General features: G+C 44.1%; 17 protein-coding genes, 1 riboswitch and 1 other annotated feature. Of the genes, 2 read left to right on the plus strand and 15 right to left on the minus strand.

Translation table 11 applies throughout. The features are described from left to right. Positions 1-11: 11 nt before the first annotated feature. Positions 12-1256, minus strand: a complete 1245-nt coding sequence (locus AC4E8A_RS17565; RefSeq protein WP_490194858.1) for an aspartate kinase — start codon at positions 1254-1256, stop codon at positions 12-14. A 264-nt stretch (positions 1257-1520) separates the two neighbouring features. After that, positions 1521-1699: riboswitch (Lysine riboswitch) on the minus strand. Positions 1700-1942: 243 nt separating this feature from the next. Between AC4E8A_RS17565 and AC4E8A_RS17570 the strand changes: the two genes are divergently transcribed. Then, positions 1943-2092, plus strand: coding sequence for a hypothetical protein (locus AC4E8A_RS17570; protein WP_490194860.1), 150 nt, complete (start codon positions 1943-1945; stop codon positions 2090-2092). A 71-nt stretch (positions 2093-2163) separates the two neighbouring features. Here AC4E8A_RS17570 and uvrC read toward each other — a convergent pair whose 3' ends face one another. The 12 genes from uvrC to zapA all read right to left on the minus strand — a co-directional run bounded on the left by uvrC (position 2164) and on the right by zapA (position 17082). Beyond that, on the minus strand, positions 2164-3936 hold the full coding sequence (gene uvrC, locus AC4E8A_RS17575) for an excinuclease ABC subunit UvrC (protein WP_490194862.1): 1773 nt from the start codon (positions 3934-3936) through the stop codon (positions 2164-2166). 816 nt (positions 3937-4752) lie between these two features. After that, the gene (gene trxA / locus AC4E8A_RS17580; protein WP_490194864.1) at positions 4753-5067 is read right to left on the minus strand and encodes a thioredoxin; all 315 of its coding nucleotides are present in this window, start codon (positions 5065-5067) and stop codon (positions 4753-4755) included. A gap of 533 nt (positions 5068-5600) precedes the next feature. Then, complete coding sequence (locus tag AC4E8A_RS17585) at positions 5601-6581, minus strand: electron transfer flavoprotein subunit alpha/FixB family protein (protein WP_490194866.1); 981 nt, start codon at positions 6579-6581, stop codon at positions 5601-5603. Between the two features lie 44 nt (positions 6582-6625). Beyond that, positions 6626-7399, minus strand: a complete 774-nt coding sequence (locus AC4E8A_RS17590; protein WP_490194868.1) for an electron transfer flavoprotein subunit beta/FixA family protein — start codon at positions 7397-7399, stop codon at positions 6626-6628. A 108-nt stretch (positions 7400-7507) separates the two neighbouring features. Then, positions 7508-8281 carry an enoyl-CoA hydratase gene (locus tag AC4E8A_RS17595; protein ID WP_490194870.1) on the minus strand — a complete coding sequence of 258 codons (774 nt, stop codon included), beginning with the start codon at positions 8279-8281 and terminating at the stop codon, positions 7508-7510. Between the two features lie 25 nt (positions 8282-8306). After that, positions 8307-8894 carry a fatty acid metabolism transcriptional regulator FadR gene (fadR, locus tag AC4E8A_RS17600; RefSeq protein WP_490194872.1) on the minus strand — a complete coding sequence of 196 codons (588 nt, stop codon included), beginning with the start codon at positions 8892-8894 and terminating at the stop codon, positions 8307-8309. Between the two features lie 188 nt (positions 8895-9082). Continuing rightward, positions 9083-10780 (minus strand): long-chain-fatty-acid--CoA ligase, encoded by a 1698-nt coding sequence (locus AC4E8A_RS17605; protein ID WP_490194873.1) that lies wholly within the window; start codon positions 10778-10780, stop codon positions 9083-9085. A 253-nt stretch (positions 10781-11033) separates the two neighbouring features. After that, positions 11034-11441, minus strand: coding sequence for a DUF350 domain-containing protein (locus tag AC4E8A_RS17610; protein ID WP_490194875.1), 408 nt, complete (start codon positions 11439-11441; stop codon positions 11034-11036). Positions 11442-11493: 52 nt separating this feature from the next. Continuing rightward, positions 11494-13851, minus strand: a complete 2358-nt coding sequence (locus tag AC4E8A_RS17615) for an endonuclease MutS2 (protein WP_490194877.1) — start codon at positions 13849-13851, stop codon at positions 11494-11496. Positions 13852-13873: 22 nt separating this feature from the next. After that, positions 13874-15592: a DNA polymerase/3'-5' exonuclease PolX gene (gene polX, locus AC4E8A_RS17620; RefSeq protein WP_490194879.1), complete on the minus strand. Its 1719-nt coding sequence runs from the start codon at positions 15590-15592 to the stop codon at positions 13874-13876. Between the two features lie 679 nt (positions 15593-16271). Next, on the minus strand, positions 16272-16814 hold the full coding sequence (locus AC4E8A_RS17625; protein WP_490194881.1) for a CvpA family protein: 543 nt from the start codon (positions 16812-16814) through the stop codon (positions 16272-16274). A gap of 7 nt (positions 16815-16821) precedes the next feature. After that, the gene (gene zapA, locus AC4E8A_RS17630) at positions 16822-17082 is read right to left on the minus strand and encodes a cell division protein ZapA (protein WP_421385505.1); all 261 of its coding nucleotides are present in this window, start codon (positions 17080-17082) and stop codon (positions 16822-16824) included. A 179-nt stretch (positions 17083-17261) separates the two neighbouring features. Between zapA and rnhC the strand changes: the two genes are divergently transcribed. Further along, on the plus strand, positions 17262-18191 hold the full coding sequence (gene rnhC, locus AC4E8A_RS17635; protein WP_490194883.1) for a ribonuclease HIII: 930 nt from the start codon (positions 17262-17264) through the stop codon (positions 18189-18191). Between the two features lie 190 nt (positions 18192-18381). Here the strand turns inward: rnhC and pheT are convergent, their stop codons facing one another. Both pheT and pheS read right to left on the minus strand, forming a co-directional pair. Beyond that, positions 18382-20796, minus strand: a complete 2415-nt coding sequence (gene pheT, locus AC4E8A_RS17640; protein WP_490194885.1) for a phenylalanine--tRNA ligase subunit beta — start codon at positions 20794-20796, stop codon at positions 18382-18384. A gap of 22 nt (positions 20797-20818) precedes the next feature. Next, complete coding sequence (gene pheS, locus AC4E8A_RS17645) at positions 20819-21856, minus strand: phenylalanine--tRNA ligase subunit alpha (protein ID WP_490194887.1); 1038 nt, start codon at positions 21854-21856, stop codon at positions 20819-20821. A 64-nt stretch (positions 21857-21920) separates the two neighbouring features. Continuing rightward, positions 21921-22161: a binding site (T-box leader), on the minus strand. Positions 22162-22172 lie beyond the last annotated feature (11 nt).

The raw sequence follows: 22172 nt of genomic DNA on the forward strand, positions 1-22172 counted from the left end.
CTTTTTGTTCTTTATTTCACTGATACCTTTTGCGGCTTTTCTGCTTTATCCAGATTGAATTCGGTATGAAGAACTTCCGCAGCCTTCAACATCTGCGATTCATCAACCACTGCCGAAACCTTGATCTCAGAAGTACTGACCATCTTGATCGGAATATCATTATTGGCCAGGACTTCAAACATTTGAGCAGCGACACCTGGGTTGGAAATCATTCCGGAGCCGACAATGGATACCTTCGAAAGCCCGCTCTCATGCTCGATTGAACTGAAACCAAGCGCCTTACGATTATTTTGCAGAACCTCGATCGTTTCCTCCAGGTCCTCTCTTTTAATGGAAAATGAAAGATTGATGCTTTCTGTCTCTGTTTTACTCTGAATAATGATATCGACATTAATGTGGTGTTTCGCAAGGGTCGTGAAGATCGAGGATAGACTAGTAATTTCATTTTGCAGCCCAAACACCGTCATCCTGATAACTTCTTCTTCAAACGCTACTCCTCGAACGATCAAACCTGTTTCCATTGACACTTCCTCCTCAATAATGGTTCCGTCCAGCTTTTCTAAACTAGATCTTACCGAAAGCGGGACACCGTAATTTTTTGCAAATTCCACCGCGCGCGGGTGAAGCACACCAGCACCAAGATTAGCTAATTCAAGCATTTCATCATAAGCTACGGATGCAAGTTTCCGTGCTTTTTTTACATAACGCGGATCAGATGTATAAACACCATCTACATCTGTATAAATATCGCATCTTTCCGCTTTAAGGGCAGCGGCAAGCGCAACCGCCGTGGTATCAGAACCTCCACGGCCTAAGGTAGTGATTTCCTGACTTTCTGCTAAACCTTGGAATCCTGCTACCACAATAATCCTGCCTTCAGATAAATTGCCATTGATTTTATCGGTATTGATATTCGTAATCCTGGCGTTCCCATGAATGCCTTCAGTTTCAATCCCGGCCTGCCAGCCAGTCATGGAAACCGCATCATATCCGGAATCCTGCAACGCCATCGCCAATAGGGAAATCGTAACCTGTTCTCCTGTTGTCAGAATCATATCCATCTCTCGTTTACTTGGCTTGGAAGCTGCCTGGAAGGCCAAATCCACAAGCCCGTCGGTTGTTTTCCCCATCGCAGAAACGACCACCACTACATCATTGCCGTTCTTTTTTTCATCAATGACACGTCCGGCAACATTCTTGATTCTCTCTATATCACCAACTGAGGTGCCTCCAAATTTCTGAACAATCAATCCCACATTCTCGTCCTCATTTCCCATTAGTTTAAGTGCTTGTTCAAAAAGCAGGACCAAAAGAGATTTCTGAAGTCCAAGGAAGTGGAGCCATGAGCACCTGCATGTATGCTTTGATCCATGAGGGCATGAGCTTTTTTCCAGGCTTTTCGAACATCCTATTTAAATATAAGTTCAAGAATAACGGTCGAACGCAAAACAAACCTCATTAAAAAAGGCAATGAGATAAGTATCTCATTGCCTGTGAAATCGCAAAGTTATGCAGGTTCCACGTGAGATAGCTCTCCAAGACTGTTAATCTTGACAATCCTGCATCTCTTAAACGCAGAACCAGCAAAAACAGCCATGAGCCTGCTTCCGCTTCGGCGAATTCCCCTTTCAATACCTGTCATAAGAGCCCATACTCCTCAAAGCATCTACTGATGAAAGTCCGCACCTCTATCACCACTTGTATATAAAGTGATAACTTATAAAATTTTCATTTATTTTAACACAGAAAAAAATGGGAGGCAATCATTATTTTGTGATTTGCTAAGTATCTGGATTGCGGGGCTTGAATGGCCGCAGGGCCTTTCTTTATATCAGAGTGGGATAAGGTGCCGTTGAAACTTCTCATTTTCCTAAGAAAAGCGTCCTTGGAAAATGAATATCATTCTCTTACAAAAAAATTCATATAATGGGGGTTTTCTTGTATGAATGATGCTTATTACGGCATCATGCTGATTGATTCTTTTTTCATGCATGAGAAGCGGCTCTGTTCATCTCTTCAAACGATTAATTTCTTGAATGAAGATTCATCCATTCTTGAGACCTTTTGCCCCTGCCTATCTTTTTATGTATGAACTGGAAGTCTATAAAGGGTAACTAGAAGATTCATAAAACCCCTCCTCAAGAGAGAAAGGGGAGAATCGTATTAATCCTTCAATTTCTTCATAAGTTCTTCAGCCGCTGCCGGTGGCAATCCGGCTGCTGTCAAATCCTCACGGGACGCTTCTTTCATTTTTTTCATGGATCCGAAAGTTTTCAACAGCTGCTTCTTCCTCTTCGGACCGATGCCGCTCACTTCATCAAGTATGGAAGAAAAGGCGGTTTTTCCGCGGAGCTGCCTATGAAATGTTATAGCAAATCGGTGGACTTCATCCTGAATTCTCTGAAGAAGATAGAACTCCTGGCTTCTTTTCTCCAGCGGAACGATTTCAAGCGGGTCCCCGTAAAGCAATTCAGAGGTCTGGTGCTTATCATCTTTTGCAAGTCCGGCAACAGGAATTTCAAGGTTCAATTCCAGCTCCAGTACTTCTTTTGCCGCACTGATCTGCCCTTTTCCTCCATCGATGACAATCAGATCCGGAAGCGGGAGACCTTCTTTCAATACTCTGCTATACCTTCTTCTAACCACTTCGCGCATAGAATCATAATCATCAGGGCCTTTTACAGACTTGATTTTATACTTGCGGTACTCTTTCTTTTCTGGCTTTCCGTCAAGAAATACAATCATCGCTGAAACCGGGTCGGTTCCCTGGATGTTGGAGTTATCAAACGCTTCAATGCGGTGCGGTGTATAAATGCCCATAGCTTCCCCGAGCTTATCCACTGCAAGAATCGTCCTCTCCTCATCTCTTTCAATCAGAGAAAACTTCTCCTTTAACGCAATCTCTGCATTTTTGCCGGCCAGTTGGACGAGATGCCTTTTTTGGCCTCTTTGCGGCCGGGTCGTTTTGACATCAAGAAGTTCAGAAACAATGGCCTCGTTAATACCTTCCGGAAGATTGATTTCTTTCGGCTTAAAATGATTGGTCTTTGAATAGAACTGCCCGATGTACGTGAGAAACTCCTCGGTCGGCTCATCATATATCGGAAACATAGATACATCACGTTCAATCAGCTTTCCTTGGCGGATAAAAAATACCTGGACACACATCCAGCCTTTATCCACTGCAAACCCAAAAATGTCCCTGTCAGTGAAATCCGTCATGGTCATGGTCTGCTTCTCCATCGTTGCTTCGATATGCTGAATTTGATCCCTGAACTCCTTTGCCCGTTCAAATTCAAGGTTCTCTGCAGCCGCAGCCATCTTCTCATTCAGTTCTTTCTTAATATCTTTATAACCGCCATTTAGAAAGCGGGCAATTTCATCTGTCAGCTTTTTATACGTTTCAGGTTCTACCTCATTCACGCACGGTGCAAGACACTGGCCTAAGTGATAGTACAGACAGACTCGGTCAGGCAGATTATCACATTTTCTCAGTGGATAAATCCGATCAAGGAGTTTCTTGGTCTCGTTTGCTGCCCCCGCATTCGGATAAGGCCCAAAATATTTCCCTTTATCTTTTTTTACATTCCGGGTAATAATGAGTCTTGGATGTCTTTCCGCTGTAAGTTTTATAAATGGATAGCTTTTATCATCCTTCAGCATGACATTATATTTAGGATCATGTTTCTTAATCAAGTTCAACTCTAGAATTAACGCTTCCAAATTGGAAGCAGTGACAATATATTCAAAATCCTCAATCTCGCCGACGAGTCTCTGGGTCTTTCCATCATGAGAGCCCGTAAAGTAAGACCTTACCCTATTTTTCAACACTTTTGCCTTTCCGACGTAGATGATTGTTCCCTGCCTGTCTTTCATCAGATAACAACCAGGCTGGTCCGGCAGCAGTGCAAGCTTATTTGATATGACCTCGTTCATTTACTCTCACCCCCTGCTTCCTAAAAAAATGAACGGAATTCAGTAAACTTCTTCAATAATCATAGGCAATTAGTCGAATAAGGTCAACTATAGGGCTGCTGGGAAAATGATACAGCTCCATTCAATTATTTCACTGTCCGATTCACAATACCGATGTATCTTGCTGAAAATCGGTCTTCGCGCTAAATTAACAAGAATCGTTTGGTGTTTCATTAACGATTAAAGCGGATCATGAGCGCTTTATAAGACCATTTTGCCGTCCATATAAGGATTAGGGTGTTGCTTGAACGCTTTATAAGACCACTTTCCCTTCCCTTTAAGGATTAGGGTGTCTCATAAGAGCTTCATAAGACCAGTTTGCCGTCCATTTAAGGATTAGGGTGTCTCAGGAGCGCTTTATAAGACCACTTTTCCTTTCCTTTAACGCTTTGGGTGTCTCATGAACGCTTTATAAGACAACTTTCCCGTCCCTTTAAGGATTAAGTGGCGTCATGAACGCTTTATAAGACCACTTTCCCTTCCCTTTAAGGATTAAGGGGCGTCATGAACGCTTTTAAGACCACTTTCCCGTCCAGTTAACGATTAGGGGGCCTCATGAGCGCTTCATAAGAACTTTTTCCGTCCCTTTATTGATTAGCGTGTCTATGAATCCTTAATAACACCTTAATAAAACCCAGCTATCTCATGGAGCCCTCCTATCCACCATTTTTATTTTATTGCCTAAAAGAGCGGATAAGAATGCTCCTTACAAGAAAGATGGCCCAGACACAAACAAAAAAAACGAGCCCGAGGGCCCGTTTTTTTTAGCTTATTCCATTAAGCATGTTTGTTCAGTAATTCAGCAAGAGCTTCTTTCGGCTGGAAACCGATAACTTTCTCAACCACTTCACCGTCTTTAAGAACAACCAATGTCGGGATGCTCATGACACCAAAGTTTCCTGCCGTTTCCTGGTTCTCGTCAACATCAACCTTAACGATTTTGACTTTATCGCCCATATCAGTATCAAGTTCTTCAAGTACCGGTGCAATCATTTTACAAGGTCCGCACCATGGTGCCCAGAAATCTGCAAGTACTAAACCTGAACTTACTTCGTTTTGGAATGTTTGATCTGTAGCATGTGTGATAGCCATATATATTCGCCTCCAATTATCTTTAAAAGTTATCGTCAGTATATCATCGTTCAAATGATGATGCTATAAATATGCCTCGCAGGTAATTTACCCTGTTTCCCCCTGTTTATTCAAGAAGGTTTTCACTCCAAATGCGCAGCTCCGCTTACAGATAGGAGGGTTCTCGCATGAGATAAAGGAAACACAACGAACAACGTGAGTTGATGTTGACTTATTGCAAGGAAAAGTCAGGAAGTACGCTGGAAGCTGGATTCGCTAGGAGAGAGAACGAAATCTGCTAATCGTTGTCTGCTGGAGCCAGACGATTCCCGCTAATCCAGCAGGAGGGCCGCACACCTTCCCTTCCAATCAACACCTGCTCAAACAAGGAGAAGGTTTAATACTCTCTCTATTCATTAAGTAAACAGAGTAACCCTTAGGACCATCATCTTAAAATTCAGGCGGGTATATCATAGTATTACCCGCTGAAAGGTTTTGTGCAATCTCCTGAAAAAAATTCAGCAGCTGCTCTGTTAGAACAGCTGCTGTCATGCTTAAGAAGAAGAAACTTTTAATTTTTTGAATTCTTCCGTCAGCATAGGGACTACTTCAAACAAATCTCCAACGATCCCGTAGTCAGCTACATTGAAAATGTTTGCTTCAGGGTCCTTGTTGATGGCGACGATTACTTTTGAATTGGACATCCCCGCTAAATGTTGTATCGCACCGGAAATACCGCAGGCAATATAGAGATCTGGTGTCACCACTTTACCGGTCTGTCCGATCTGCAGTGAGTAGTCACAGTAGTCTGCGTCACAGGCACCGCGGGAGGCTCCCACTGCTCCACCCAATACTTCGGCTAATTCTTTTAGCGGTTCGAAACCATCTTCACTTTTCACTCCGCGTCCGCCGGCAATGACGACTTTAGCTTCGGAAAGATCGACACCTTCGCTTGCTTTGCGCACAACGTCTTTGATGATGGTACGAAGATCTTTAATCTCTGCAGATACTGAACTCACATCGCCGCTTCTTGCTTCATCCTTCTCAAGCGGATTGATGTTATTAGGACGAATGGTTGCAAAGATCAAACCATCTGTCACGATTTTCTTTTCGAAGGCTTTACCGGAGTAAATCGGACGGGTAAATACAAGGTTACCGCCTGCTTCTTCCAGTGCTGTAGCATCAGAAATTAATCCCAAACCTAATTTGCTTGCAATTTTAGGAGCAAGGTCTTTTCCTAGAGCTGTATGTCCAAAGATCATCCCTTCTGGACTTTCCTGATCAATGACAGCCATCAATGCTTGCGAATAACCGTCGGATGTGTACTGCTCCAGCTTTTCGTCTTCGACAACAATCACACGGTCGGCTCCATACTGAATCAGCTCATTCCCTAAAGCGCTTACAGAACTGCCCAATAAAATTCCGACTACTTCGCCGCCTTCTGCAACTGTTTTACCAGCAGCAACAGCTTCAAAAGAAACGTTTCTTAATGCATTATCACGTACTTCACCAAGTACCAATACTTTTCTTGCCATGTTAGATTACCTCCTGAGTGAATGATCTGTTGACTGTCTATTTATTAAACGACTTTGGCTTGTGTGTGAAGAAGCCCTACAAGTTCTTTTACTTGGTCATCAAGCTCACCTTCAAGGACTTTGCCCGCTTCCTTCTCTGGCGGCAGGAAGATTTCAATTGTTTTTGTCTTTGCTTCAACATCTTCTTCTTCAAGATCTAAATCATCAATTTCAACTTCATCTAATGGCTTTTTCTTCGCTTTCATGATACCAGGCAAAGAAGGATATCTTGGTTCGTTCAATCCTTGCTGTGCAGTTACCAATAAAGGAAGTGATGTTTCAATCGTCTCGGAGTCACCTTCCACATCGCGAACTACAGTTACTGTGCTGCCGCTGATTTCAAGGCTTGTGATCGTCGTTACGTAAGGGATGTTCAACTGTTCTGCTACACGAGGTCCAACCTGGCCCGATCCGCCGTCAATTGCTACGTTCCCCGCAAGAATCAGATCCGCTTCCTTATCTTTCAGATACTCTGCAAGAATCTTGGCAGTCGTAAATTGGTCCCCATTTTCAACATCATCTTCTGTATTGATTAAAACAGCTTTATCGGCTCCCATAGCAAGGGCTGTCCTCAGTTGTTTCTCTCCTTCTTCATCACCCACTGTCACGACTGTCACTTCTCCGCCGTGTTCGTCACGGACTTGAATCGCTTCTTCAATCGCATACTCATCGTATGGGTTAATGATGAATTCAGCGCCGTCTTCACTGATTTGTCCGTTGGAAATACTGATTCTTTCTTCAGTATCGAAAGTTCTTTTCATAAGTACATAGATGTTCATTTCAAATTCCCTCCTAAAATTTCAAACTTTCAATTGGTTAAAAAGATTGAGAATATTCAAAGCAAAAAAATTAACCTGAGCCACAAAGGCAAGCCGGGGAGACCGGCTTTATTTACCTTTGAATTCCGGGGTCCGCTTCTCGATGAACGCTTTGATACCTTCCTGGCCATCCTCGGACATGAAAACATCGCCGAAAAGCTCTGCTTCCCGTTTGACCCCTTCATAAAAACGGCCATGCTTGGTATAACGTAAAAGCTCCAGGGCAGCTTTCATCGCGACCGGACTCTTCTTGGCTATGCTGAACGCCAGTTTCTTCGCTTGATCAAGAACTTCTTCGTCAGGATATGCTCTATTGGCCAATCCCCATTTAACGGCTTCCTTGCCGCTTATCGGTTCACTTGTCAGCAGCATTTCCGCTGCTTTCGCAGAACCGACAAATTTAGCGAGCCTTTGCGAACCGGCAAATCCCGGTACCAAACCAAGCTGCAGTTCTGGAAGACCCAGCTTGGCATTATCCCCGACAATGCGGATATGGCACCCCATAGCAAGTTCCAGGCCCCCTCCTAATGCAGCGCCATGAATGGCAGCAATAATCGGCTTCGGGAAGTTATCCATACGCTCAAAGAGATCTTGGCCTCTTTTCGAAAGCTTAGAGAAATCTTCCCCGTTTTCCACTTTCGTGAACTCTTTGATATCGGCCCCGGCAGAAAAAAACCTGCCCTCGCCGTGCAGCAGGACAACTCTTACTTCTTCGTTCGTTTCCAGCTCATCCATCAACCCGTCCAGTTCAATGATCAAGTCACTGGCAAGGGCGTTTGCAGGCGGACGCTGAATTGTAACGAGTGCTGTCTGACTTTCAATTTTGGTACTCAAATACTGCATCTGGATTTCCTCCTTGCGCAAGTCTTCAGTTCCTGGGACCACAGCCATTAAGCAGCAGTTTATGTATGGCAGGAACTTGTGATGACAAATCATATTTTTGTTCATTCATGACCCAGTTGGTGAGCATCTCATCAATCGTCCCAAAGATCATTTGCCGTGCCAGGCGGATATCGAGGTCTGAAGTAAATTCCCCCGATTCAATACCCTCAGACAAAATCTTATCAATAACCAAGAGGTACCCTTTCAACACTTCGTTGATTTTCAAACGGATATCTTTGTTGGACTGCCTTAATTCGAGCTGGGTAACAATTGCCAGATGATGATCTTCCGACAAGATCTTACAATGATTTTCAATCATCACTAATAACTTCTCCGCCGCAGTTCGTTTTCCTGCAATAACTTCTTCAATTTTTCCGACAAACATTCCCATTTTCTCACGGAAGACGGAGATCAATATATCTTCTTTGTTTTTGAAGTAAAGATAAATGGTTCCATCGGCCACCCCGGCCTGTTTCGCTATTTTCGAAACCTGGGCCTGATGATATCCATTTTCAGCAATCACCACTACAGCGGCATCGATAATTTGTTTATATTTCGGTTTGTCTCTTTTCATTTTATGCCCTGCCTCTTAGAAATAATGAATGACTATTCATTCATAATTTAATGATAAATTGCTTGAGAAAAAAAGTCAAGAGGATTATCCTTGTCCCACTCTTTTTCAAAAAGAAAGGCCGGACGGCAGCCCAATGGTCTTTTCCCATTTCTATTCTAGTATGAATTCAATTGTTTTCCAAACATTACTCACCCGAGTTTTTCATCTTGATCTTTCAGCTTATTTTTCTCTTCATCCACAAGTGCCCTTCTTAAAATCTTTCCTACAGCCGTTTTAGGAAGTTCCTCCCTGAACTCATATAGCCTGGGAACTTTATAAGCAGCAAGGTGTTTTCTCGCAAAAGCATTTAAATCTTCTTCGGTGACTTTGGCGTTTTCCTTTAAAACAACATAGGCTTTGACCGTTTCTCCCCGATAAGGGTCAGGGACACCGGCAGCGACAACCTCCTGGACATCCGGATGTTCATAAAGGACTTCCTCAATCTCCCTCGGATAAATGTTAAAACCGCCTGCTATGATCATATCCTTCTTGCGGTCCACAACATAGAAGTATCCCTTCTCATCCATGTAGCCAAGGTCTCCTGTCAGAAGCCAGCCATCTTTCAAGGTCATTTCAGTCTCTTCAGGACGGTTCCAGTATCCTTTCATCACCTGCGGACCCTTCACACAGATTTCTCCAATCTCATTTGGCGGCTGCTTTTCCCCAGTCTCCATTGAAAAAACGGCAGCATCTGTGTCCGGCCAAGGAATTCCTATGCTTCCTTTCACTCTTTCCCGGTCCCACAGGAAGTTGGAATGAGTTACTGGTGAGGATTCGGTCAATCCATATCCTTCCACTAGCTTTCCGCCTGTGATTTCTTCGAATTTCTGCTGGACTTCAACCGGCAGCGGTGCAGATCCGCTTATACAGGAATCAATTGAGGATAAGTCATATTTCCTTATGTCAGGATGATTCAATAAACCGATGTAAATGGTAGGCGCTCCGGGAAACAATGTAGGTCTTTGTTTTTGTATCGTTTTCAATGTCGTCTCCGCATCAAACTTCGGAAGCAATACCATTTTATATCCCTGCATGACAGATAGAATCATAACGGTTGTCATTCCGTACACGTGGAAGAACGGCAGGATACCCAACACAATCTCTTTCCCTTTTTCGCACTTGTAAAGCCAGGCATCACACATTACCGCATTGGACACAAGGTTCTTATGGGTAAGCATGACTCCCTTAGGAAAACCTGTTGTTCCGCCAGTATACTGAAGCAGTGCTAAATCTTCCTCAAAATCAAACGGGATATCAATCGGTTTGTTGTGAGACGTTTTCATGATATCCGTAAACAAATGGATTTTATCAGAAGGTTCAACCTTCACCACTAATCCATACTGCTTCTTTTGGATGAAAGGATATATCAGGTTCTTCGGGAAAGGAAGGTAATCTTTGACAGCGGTTACAATAACATGTTCAAGGGAAGTCTCTTTCATTACTTTCGTAACTCTTGGAAAAAGTATGTCCATGGTAAGGATGACCTTAGCACCAGAATCAATCATTTGATACTCAATTTCCCTCTCCATATACAAAGGATTGGTTTGAACAACCACTGCGCCGGCATAAAGGCTGCCATAATAGCCGATGACTGACTGAGGTGTATTCGGGAGCATGATTGCTACACGATCCCCTTTTTCAACTCCCAGCTCCTTTAGGTAATTGGCAAATTTCAAGGCAGAATCGTATAGATCCCTGTAATTGATTTCCTTGCCCATAAAATGAATCGCAACCTTCTCTGGGTACAGCTCGGCTGCCTTGGTCAGGTAATCCTGGAGCGGTGCAGGAGTATAATCCAATTCCTTTTTAACTTCTTCCGGATACAATTCAAGCCACGGTTTTCCCAAAACATTTCCCCCCCTTTAAAAATTTTTAGAAAATTGTAACTCTTTATACTATTATAGTATATCTTTACTACTGATACAATTCGAATTCATTTTTCTAAGTTGTTTTACATCATGTAAATTAAAGGAGAGCAGCTTGGCCGCTCTCCTTTTTTCATACCCTTATACAAAAAAGACCAGATAAAGAATGCCCACCACGATGAACAGGGCACAAAGTCCCAATAACACTTTCGCTAATGTTTCCATTTCTCTCTCCTTATGAGATGCCTGCCCCGATTACATAGGACAAGCCGACTGATATGACAAGGGAGATAAAGCCTACCGCCCGATTGTCTTTCTCAATTTCTTCATCGATTTTAAATTTTGGTGTTAAAAATTCATAAATAAAGTATCCTGACAACAGTAAAATAAATCCGAAAACTCCCCAGCCTATTGTAGTCAGCAGTGTATCATTTTCGGCGATCGAATGCCTGAAGATATTAGCGATCCCAAATATTTTGCCCCCGGTGGCCATGGCTACAGCCATATTACCTTTTTTGATTTCTTCCCAATTTTTATACTTTGTCACAAGTTCAAAAATGGCAAGAAACAGGACAAGAAACAGGACAACTACACTGTAATTACCTGCTGTCTGAACAAAATTGTTTTCCCAAAAGTTCTCCATCCCGAAACTCCCTTAAATTTTGTTGATTTACCATTAAACTTCAAAATAACCCTTATTTAAATTCCGCTACACTGACACCCGTACCGCCTTCCCCGGCTTCTCCAAGGCGGACGCGTTTAACAGAACGATGATTTTTCAAGTACTCCTGCACTCCCTGCCTAAGGGCGCCGGTGCCTTTCCCATGGATGATGGAAACCCTCGGATAACCGGCAAGCAATGCATCATCAATATACTTTTCAACTCTTGAAAGCGCATTTTCGAATCGTTCCCCTCGGAGATCAAGTTCCAGCCCGACATGAAAATCTTTCCCTTTCACTGTTGCGAGCGGCTTTGTTTCCACCTTTTTCTCCGCTTGAATGAACTGCAGGTCCGATTCCTTCACCTTCATCTTCATGATCCCCATCTGTACCTGCCATTCCGTATTCGAAACCTTATCAACAAGATGCCCTTTCTGATCAAATGACAGCACCTTTACTTCATCACCAGGTTTCAGTTCCCGCTTCTGGCTTGTGTTTGCTTTTTTCGGCTTGCTTCTATCTAATTCAGGTGCCGCTCCTTCAATACGCTTTCTCGCTTCAATAAGTTCATGTTCCTTAACTTCAGCGCTTTTTTCAAGCCTCATTTTCCTCAGGTCGCGGATTACGCCTTCTGCTTCCTCTTTAGCCTTCTCGACGACTTGAACAGCTTTTAGTTCTGCCTTCTCATAAAGGCTGTCACGCTTCTCATAGAATTCCATCATTTGCTTCTGCATATCTTTGTGCATTTTGTCAGCCTGCTTCAGAAGTTCATGCGCTTCATCGTAATCAGCTTCGGCATCTTTCCTGCTTTTCTCAAGGGAAGCAATCATGTTTTCAATTTCTTTGCTGTCTGTCCCGATATGCGATTTCGCCCGCTGGATCACTCTGTCAGCCAGCCCCAGCCGTTTCGATATTTCAAAGGCATTGCTCCGCCCCGGCACACCAATCAGTAATTTATACGTCGGGCTCAGCGTTTCCACATCGAATTCCACACTGGCGTTGATGACACCTTCCCGATTATAGCCATAGGCTTTCAATTCAGGATAATGGGTGGTGGCGACAACCTTTGCCCCCCGCTGATGCACTTCATCCAGAATGGAAATGGCAAGCGCTGCTCCTTCCTGCGGATCTGTTCCTGCTCCCAGCTCGTCGAAAAGAACAAGGCTTTCGTGATCGACTTTGCCGAGGATATCCACAATGTTCACCATGTGTGAAGAAAACGTACTCAAGCTCTGTTCAATCGACTGTTCGTCACCAATGTCTGCATAAACATTTTGGAATACACCCATCTCTGATCCATCAAGCGCCGGAACCTGCAAACCGGATTGGGCCATCAGTGTCAAAAGACCGATTGTTTTCAATGTGACTGTCTTACCACCGGTATTCGGCCCAGTGATTACAATTGAACTGAAGTCCTTCCCCAGTTCAATATCATTGGCAACAGCTTCCTCGATCGGGAGCATAGGATGGCGCGCCCTGTTGAGCCGTAACACTTGATTGCCATTGATCTCCGGTTTCGTTCCTTTAATGGACTTTCCGTATTTTGCTTTCGTGAACATGAAATCGATATCAGCAAGGATCGATACAATCAGCAACAGATCTTCTGAATAGACACTGACTTCCACTGTCAGTTCAGTAAGAATTCGTTCAATTTCCTGTCCTTCTTTCAGCTTGAGTTCACGCAACGCATTATTCAGTGAAACAATGACCTCTGGTTCAATGAACAGGGTTTGGCCTGATGAAGATTGATCATGTATGATGCCCCCGTAATTACCGCGGTATTCTTGTTTTACCGGGATGACATATCGATCATTCCTGATCGTGACAATCGCATCCGAAAGCATTTTCTGTGCATTGCTGGAACGAATCATTCTCTCCAGCTTCTCTCTGATGCGGCCTTCATTTGCCCTGATTTGCGAACGAATCTGCCTTAAAGAATCACTGGCAGAATCAAGGATTCCTCCATTTTCGTCAACCACAGCTTTTATTTTATGCTCAAGGGGAGTCAAAACAGCCATCTCGCTGACTTTCTCTGTTAGGATCGGCAGCTCGATTTCTTCCTCCTCCAAATCTTCCATGAACAGCCTGAAGTTCCTGCTTGCGCGGATAGTGCTGGCTGTTTGGACAAATTCCTGCGGACCCAGCATCCCGCCGATTGTAGCTCGTTTAACAGCAGGGCGGATATCGAATATCCCTCCCAGCGGCGCATGGCCTTTTATTCTTAGGATATTAGCCGCTTCGTCGGTCTCTTCCTGTAATCTAATGACTTCTTCCAGTGAGATGGAAGGCAGAAGCCCAGCCACTTTTGCCCTGCCGAGTGCAGATGCAGCAAACCCTGCAAGAAGCTCTTTTACTTTATTGAATTCAAGTGTCCTTAGTACTTTCTCATTCACGGAGTATACCCCTCCCTATCTATCAATCATTTCTTTTTAAAAATTTCAGTAACTCATCGCTTTCATACGTATTGATGACAGAACTTGCTTTTACCCAGCCTTTTCTGGCAGCTCCGACTCCCACTTCCATGAATTCTAAATGGTCAATGCTGTGTGCATCTGTATTGATGACAATCTTGACTCCTGCTTCCTCCGCCTTTTTAATATTCTCAGAGGATAAGTCGAGCCTGTTTGGATTGGCATTCAATTCGAGTGCTGTATCTGTCTCTTTTGCTAACTCATTCAGCATATCGACATCCACATCGTACCCATCCCTTCTGCCTATAATCCTTCCCGTCGGGTGGGCGATGATGTCGACATGTGCATTTTTTAACGCTGTTTTCAACCGGTCCATGATTTTATCTCTTGATTGAGTAAAACTGGAATGGATCGAGGCTATCACCAGATCCATCTGCTCCAGAACCTCATCTTCATAATCCAGTGTTCCATCTGGAAGAATATCCATTTCAATACCAGAAAGAATGGTAATATCATCATATTTATCATTTAATGTACGGATTTCATCCCGTTGTTTTAACAATCTTTCGGCCGTCAATCCGTTGGCAACCTTCAAATACTGTGAATGATCGGTAAACGCCATATATTTATATCCCTTTGCCCTGCATGCCTCTACCATTTCTTCCAATGAATAGGCACCGTCTGTCCAAGTTGAGTGCATATGCAGATCGCCTTTGATATCCTTCAATTCGATCAGACCATGGTCCTTCGAATAGCTATCGATTTCCCTGCCGTCTTCTCTCAGCTCAGGCGGGATCCAAGGAAGCCCGAAGTGGCCGAAGAATTCTTCTTCAGAACGGAAGGTCGTCACTTCACCGGTCTCTGCATTTTCCACTCCGTATTCGCTGATTTTCTCGCCTCTTTCTTTGGCAATCTGCCTCATGCGGACATTATGATCCTTTGAGCCGGTAAAATGATGAAGGGCCGTTGCATACTCTTCCGGTTTCACCAGCCTGAAGTCAACGGATACTTCCCATTCATACAGGAACGTAAGCGAGATTTTCGTATCACCGGCAGCAACGGAATCCTTGATGTCCGGTAAGTCGAGTATCTGCTCTTTAACTCCTTGGACATCCTCCACCGCAATAATGAAATCTAGATCCTTGACGGTTTCCCTCATCCTTCTCAGACTCCCAGCACGGGAAAATCCCTCTACACCTTTCATTCGGGAAAGAGCATTTTCAATCTTTTCTGCAACAGGAAGCATATAGGCAATCGGAAGCCGCTCCGGCTGAGAGCCGGCATTTTCGATGGCCGCCAGGATTTTTTCTTCCGTCTTTTTGCCGAAACCTGAAAGCGAAGAAACTTTTCCTGCCTCACATACTTCCTTCAGCTCTTCTATATTTGTAACATTCAGTTCCTGATATAGCTTGGCAATCTTCTTCCCTCCTAAACCAGGCAGCTTCAAGAGGGGAACCAGTCCTTCCGGAACCTCTTTCTGAAGCTCATCAAGAACACTTGATTTCCCTTCCGATATGTATTCCTCAATGACAGAAGCCGTTCCCTTACCGATACCATTGATGGCCGTGAAGGAATCAATCTCATTCAAGCTCCTGTCATCGGTTTCCAACGCATTGGCAGCTTTACGAAAAGCCGATACTTTGAATGTGTTCTCACCTTTCAACTCCATATATATAGCAATGGTTTCAAGTAATTTTATAATATTTTTCTTATTCACAGTCATTCGATCACCCTCATGTATGAATTTTCAGAGTAATATTCATTCGCGGGACTATTTTTTCAGCCTCCACTATTAATACTATCAGAATACCTGCCTAAAAGGAAAAAGATAGACAGGGGAGGAGGCATTCAAAGATTAATGTTCAATCCGTTTACACATTTTCAAACCTGATTTCCATCATTAAGAAAGAGGTTGATTGGGTGATACCTCCTGTGAGACTAATGTGACCCATCTGCATCGGAGTAAGTCCAGTCGATACTCAGGTGACTGGACTTTCCACTTTTTCATGATGTCATCAACAACAATCTTCGTTCATTGAAATTCCTTTACCTCATGCGGTCCCCCCCAACCCGGCAGGTGCTGTGCAGCTGCTTCGGCTGATTCGTTCACCGCTCCCGTGGATTCAGATACTTGCAGCGTAACCATTACCTTAAACTAACGGCTGTTTTCGTGATTGTTGCTTCTGGAAAAATCCCATGGCCCGGATTTCCCCTTGGATACTAGGGCTTTTCTATCTGAATGGAATGGAAGAGCAGCTCTTTTCTCTCTTTCTTTTCGAGATATTCCCGGTGAAAATCGGGCATATCTTGGCAATTCATGTTAAATGGCAATAAAGTATACAAAGAAGGCAAAACAAAAAGAGGGACTGGCCCAGGTTTAACGGGCCAGTCCTCATGTAATATTATTCCCCCACGTAATTGATCCACCATTCTTGCACCTGGTCTGATAAAAACGGCGTATGGGTGATCATGAATTCAGCAAGTACTGAATCGTTCAGCAGTGTCTGCACCACAGCGATCGGCAGCAGAGCTGCAATGTATAATAGGATAAAGATGACAATATATGTTTCAATGAACCCGAGTATCCCGCCGCCAAGAGCATTGAATTGCTTCAATATCGGCAGGTGTGCAAGGAAATCGAGCATGGAACCGATGATTTGAAAAAGAATCCGGGCAGCAAAGAATATGATGGCAAATGCGATGACCCGATAATAGGATTGATCCAGATTCGTTGCTTCAAAGAGCATGTTCAATGCAGACTCTTCATCAAGCACGGGGAAAGGAATCCACAGCGTTAATTTTGGGGCCAACTGATCATAATAAATGTAGGCAATGATAAAAGAAATGATAAAGCCTGTCATATGTACAAGCTGAAGGATAAACCCTCTCCTCAATCCGACAAAGAACCCGAAAATGAGGATAATCAATAGTGCTAAATCAAGCATAATATTTTCAATCCTTTAATTTTTTTAATTCCTCTTCCAGACTTTCACAGTACTCTTTCAGTTTTAGATTATCGTGAAGAGTGTTCACTGCCGTCAGTACTGCAAGCTTGCTTTTATCCAGGGAAGGATTCATGGAGCTGATCTCTCTCATCTTCTCGTCTACTAAGGAAGCGACAAGGCGGATATGACTGGTAGATTCAGTTCCTACAATGACATATTGCGTCCCATAAATATCCACAGTTGTACGGTTTTTTTGTTCTTGAGACAACATGAAAGCCCCCTATCATAAGAATCCTAAACATTATCATAACATGAAAATATTTAGAATGGGAAAGAATTTGTCATTTTCAGTCTAATTTTGTTAACAATTCTAAAAGCAAACAAAGTCTGATATGATTTAGGTTCAACCATACATACGAAACACTTTACGAGAAGGGAGTGGGCTTTGTGGCAAACACTGTTTTACAATGCACCGCAGCAAGGATGAATGAAATGAAAGCATATTATAAAAATAGTCTTCAGGATAAAATGCCTCCTGGGTCAGTCTTTACAGCAAAAGTACCAGGCTGCACCATTACCGCCTATCGTTCGGGAAAGGTCCTGTTTCAAGGAGGGAACGGGCAGGATGAAGCGGGAAAATGGGGAACTGCTCAAGCCTCAGCTCCATCTAAAAGCGGCAAACCCAAAACGAATCCAAAATTGCCGGCCAACATCGCTGAAATGTCTCTCATAGGATCAGATGAAGTAGGGACAGGAGACTTTTTCGGCCCTATCACAGTTGTTGCAGCGTATGTAAAAAAAGAGCAGATTCCGCTATTGAAGGAGCTCGGTGTCAAAGACTCAAAGAACCTGACAGATGATAAGATCATCGCAATTGCGAAGGACCTGTTATCCGTCATCCCATACAGTCTCCTCGTCTGCCATAACCCGAAGTATAACGAATTACAGGAAAAAGGGATGTCCCAGGGAAAAATCAAAGCACTGCTGCATAACAGGGCCATTCTTAATTTGCTTCAAAAACTCTCTCCGGAGGAGCCAGAGGCAATTTTGATCGATCAGTTCGCCGAAGAAAACATCTATTATAAATATTTGGCTGGCCAAAAAGAGATTCACAGAGAAAAAGTTTTGTTCAGCACCAAAGGCGAGAGCATACATCTCTCCGTTGCAGCAGCCTCCATTCTTGCACGCTATGCGTTTGTGAAAGAAATGGATAAACTCAGCGTCTCCGCAGGCATTACCCTCCCTAAGGGGGCAGGAAAGCAAGTGGATATCGCCGGGGCCAAAATCATCCGGAAGCATGGTACAGCAGAATTGAAGAAGTTAACGAAGTGGCATTTTGCGAATAGTGATAAAGCGCAGAAACTGGCACGGGGATGAGATAATGGATGAAGGGACGTTTCAGGTGATTGTTTAGAACCTCTCTAGACGCCTTTGAGACTGGTGCTCCCCTTCTTTTTGGACTCTGGAACCTCTTAATGGTTCGTTCCGCTCCAAAACTTAACCACTTCAACTGACGAAACAGAAACGCCCCCGCAAAGACAGCTTTGCGGGGGCGTTTCATTTGTAATTATCCTCTTAATTCAGCTCCAGCTTTTTCTTTCACTGCGTCAAGGACTTTATTGTGCGCCTTGACCACTTCATCGTCCGTCAGTGTACGGGCAGGGTCGAAGTATTTCAATGAATACGCAAGAGATTTCTTTCCTGGCTCCATGTGCTCGCCTTGATAAAGGTCGAAGATGGATACCTCTTTCAGCAGCTTGCCGCCTGCTTCCTTAATGATGGACTTCAACTCGCCTGCTTTGACATCCTGGTTGACCACAAGTGCAACATCTCTTGTAATGGATGGATATCTTGGAATGGGTGAGTACTGAAGTGCCGGCAGATTGTAATTGAATACAGGGGCTGCTTCCATTTCAAATACATACGTTTCGTTAAGGTCCATATCTTTTTGAACCTCAGGATGTACCTGTCCGGCGAAGCCGATCAACGTGCCATCCAGCAGAACTTCTGCCGTACGGCCAGGATGCATCCCATCACGTTCAGCTTGGCGGAAGCTGATGTGTTCCGCAACACCCAGTTCCTCAAACAGGCCTTCCAGAATTCCTTTTACAACAAAGAAATCAACCGGCTTCTTTTCACCCTGCCATGGATGGCTGTTCCACAAGCCAGTGACTGCACCTGCAATATGCTCATGTTCAGAAGGAAGCTCCTGATCTTCTTCTTTCAAGAAGACCGAACCGACTTCATAAAAAGCAAGAGAATCGTTCTGACGGGCTATATTATATGACAATGCTTCCAGCAATTGCGGAACGATACTTAGACGCAGGTTGCTTCGCTCTTCACTCATCGGCATGAGTAAACGGATTGGTTCACGCTTATGAAGCGCAAACTGTCCTGCTTTTGCATCATTTGTGAGTGAGTAAGTGATGGCCTGCATCAGACCGGCACCTTCAAGATTGCGTCGTGTTGCACGGCGTTTATTTTGGAATGGTGTCAGGCTGCCTGCCGTTGCATCACCTTCTGGCAATGTCATTGGCAGGTTATCATAACCATAAAGTCTGGCCACTTCTTCAAGAAGGTCTTCTTCGATTGTGATGTCCCCTCTTCGTGTCGGGACTGTCACTTGGAATTCACTTCCTTGGACAGCAACTTCAAACCCAAGTCGGTTGAAGATTGATTCCACTTCGTCTGCACTGATATCCGTACCAAGTACAGAGTTGATTTTTTCCAAGGTGATGGTCACGACAGCAGGCTCTGCTTTCAGGTTATCAACTGTAACGGAACCTCCCATTACCTCGCCGCCGGCATACTGTACCATCAGGGATACCGCTCTTTCGGCTGCTTCTCTTACCCGGTTTGGATCTACTCCTTTTTCATAACGTGAGCTCGCTTCGCTTCGCAGGCCATGATCCTTGGATGCTGTACGAACAGGATTGCCGGCAAAGTAAGCTGACTCAAGTAAAACAGTCGTAGTTTCTGAACCTACTTCAGAGTTCGCGCCGCCCATTACACCAGCTAATGCAACGGGTTCTTTTCCATTTGTAATGACCAAATGGTTTTCGTTTAATTTTCTTTCTTCATCATCCAATGTGACAATCACTTCGTCCGGTTTTGCTCTTCTCACAAGGATTTCCTTGGATCCCAGACGGTCATAATCGAATGCATGAAGCGGCTGGCCATATTCAAGAAGGATATAGTTCGTGATATCCACCACATTGTTATGCGGTCTGATCCCAGATGCAATCAGCCGGTTCTGCATCCACATTGGTGATGGCCCGATTTTAATGTTTTTAATAATCTTAGCCACGTAAAGAGGATTATCTTCAGTTGCTTCCACTTTTACTGAAATGTAATCGGAAGCTTTCTCAGAGGACTCCACAACTTGAATTTCAGGCTTTTTAACATCACGGCCCAAGATGGCTGCAACTTCATAAGCTACACCCAGCATGCTCATGGCATCTGCTCTGTTTGGTGTCAGTCCTAACTCCAGAACCGCATCATCCAAATTAAGTTCCGCTACCGCATCAGAACCAACCTCTGCATCGTTTGCAAAAACATAAATTCCTTCTGCATGCTCTTTTGGGACAAGTTTGCCTTCAACACCAAGCTCCTGCAGTGAACAGATCATCCCATTGGATGCCTGACCGCGCAGCTTCGCTTTTTTAATTTTAAAATTGCCCGGCAGTACTGCGCCTACTTTTGCAACCGGCACCTTCTGGCCAGCAGCTACGTTTGGAGCACCACAGATGATTTGAACCGGTTCCCCTTCACCCACGTCCACCTGGCATCTGTTTAGTTTATCTGCGTCTGGATGAGGTTCGCACTCCAGTACGTGCCCAACCACTACATTCTTGATACCTTCTCCGATTACATCGACACCCTCTACTTCGATTCCGCTTCGGGTGATTTTTTCAGCCAGCTCTTCGGGATTGATGCCGGAAAGATCTACATAATCCTGCAGCCACTTATATGAAACAAACATTTTCCTGCCTCCTTAAGCTCTTTTATTCTTGAATTTGAAATTGATTTAAGAAACGAACGTCGTCTGTATAGAAATGTCGGATATCATCAATCCCATATTTAAGCATCGCAATTCGTTCAGGTCCCATACCGAAAGCAAACCCGGTATATTTTCCAGAATCGAATCCGGCCATTTCCAGGACATTTGGATGGACCATCCCAGCTCCTAAAATTTCAATCCAACCGGTTCCTTTACATACTCTGCAGCCTTCGCCGCCGCACATCTTACATGTGATATCCATTTCAACAGAAGGCTCTGTGAAAGGGAAGAAGCTCGGGCGCAGGCGTATTTCTCTGTCCTCACCGAACATTTTTTTGGCAAATGCCTGCAGAGTTCCCTTCAAGTCACTCATGCGGATATTTTCACCGATCACAAGCCCCTCAATTTGCATGAACTGGTGGGAATGCGTCGCATCGTCATTATCGCGGCGGTACACCTTTCCTGGACAAATGACCTTGATCGGCCCTTTTCCTTTATGCTTCTCCATCGTTCTAGCCTGCACAGGTGAAGTGTGGGTTCTAAGTAAAGTTTCCTCCGTAATGTAGAAAGAGTCCTGCATATCCCTTGCCGGATGCCCTTTCGGAAGGTTCAATGCTTCAAAGTTGTAAAAGTCCGTTTCCACTTCGGGACCTTCGGCAATGCTGTACCCCATTCCGATAAAGAGATCCTCAATTTCTTCCACGATTTTCGTCAGTGGATGTTTGCTTCCTTTCTTGACTGGCCTGCCAGGAAGGGTTACATCAATGGTTTCTGCTGCAAGCTTTTTGTTGACAGCTTCTTTTTCCAACTTTTCATTTTTTTCTTCCAGGCGTTCAGTGACTGCGGCACGCACTTCGTTTGCAAGAGCTCCCATTTTTGGACGCTCTTCCGCCGAAAGCTTGCCCATTCCTTTCAATACTTCGGTAATTGGTCCTTTTTTCCCGAGATAGGCGACACGGATATCATTGAGCTCTTTAAGCCCCTCTGCTGCTTCGATTTTTTCGAGAGCTTCCTCTTGCAGCTGCTTTAATTTTGCTTCCATGCAAATGGCCTCCTTAGCTAATTTTGGCAATTTATTTTTTACAACAAAAAAACCTCATTCCCAATCAAGGGACGAGGTTATCGTCGCGGTACCACCCTTATTAAAACACATGGACTTAGTCCTGTGTCCTCTTCATTGGGATAACGGCTTTTCGCCGGGGCATCTTTCGGTTTCACCAGAAACGGTCCCGATGCCAACTCAAGAGGTGAACGTTCACAATGCTGTCCATAAGAGTACTTTCAGTCCGGATACTCTTTCCCTGAAATGGTTACAAACATGCTACTTTTCTCTATCACTGTTTTTACTATATGTGCAA

The organism is Bacillus sp. SRL337 (genome assembly GCF_984799155.1).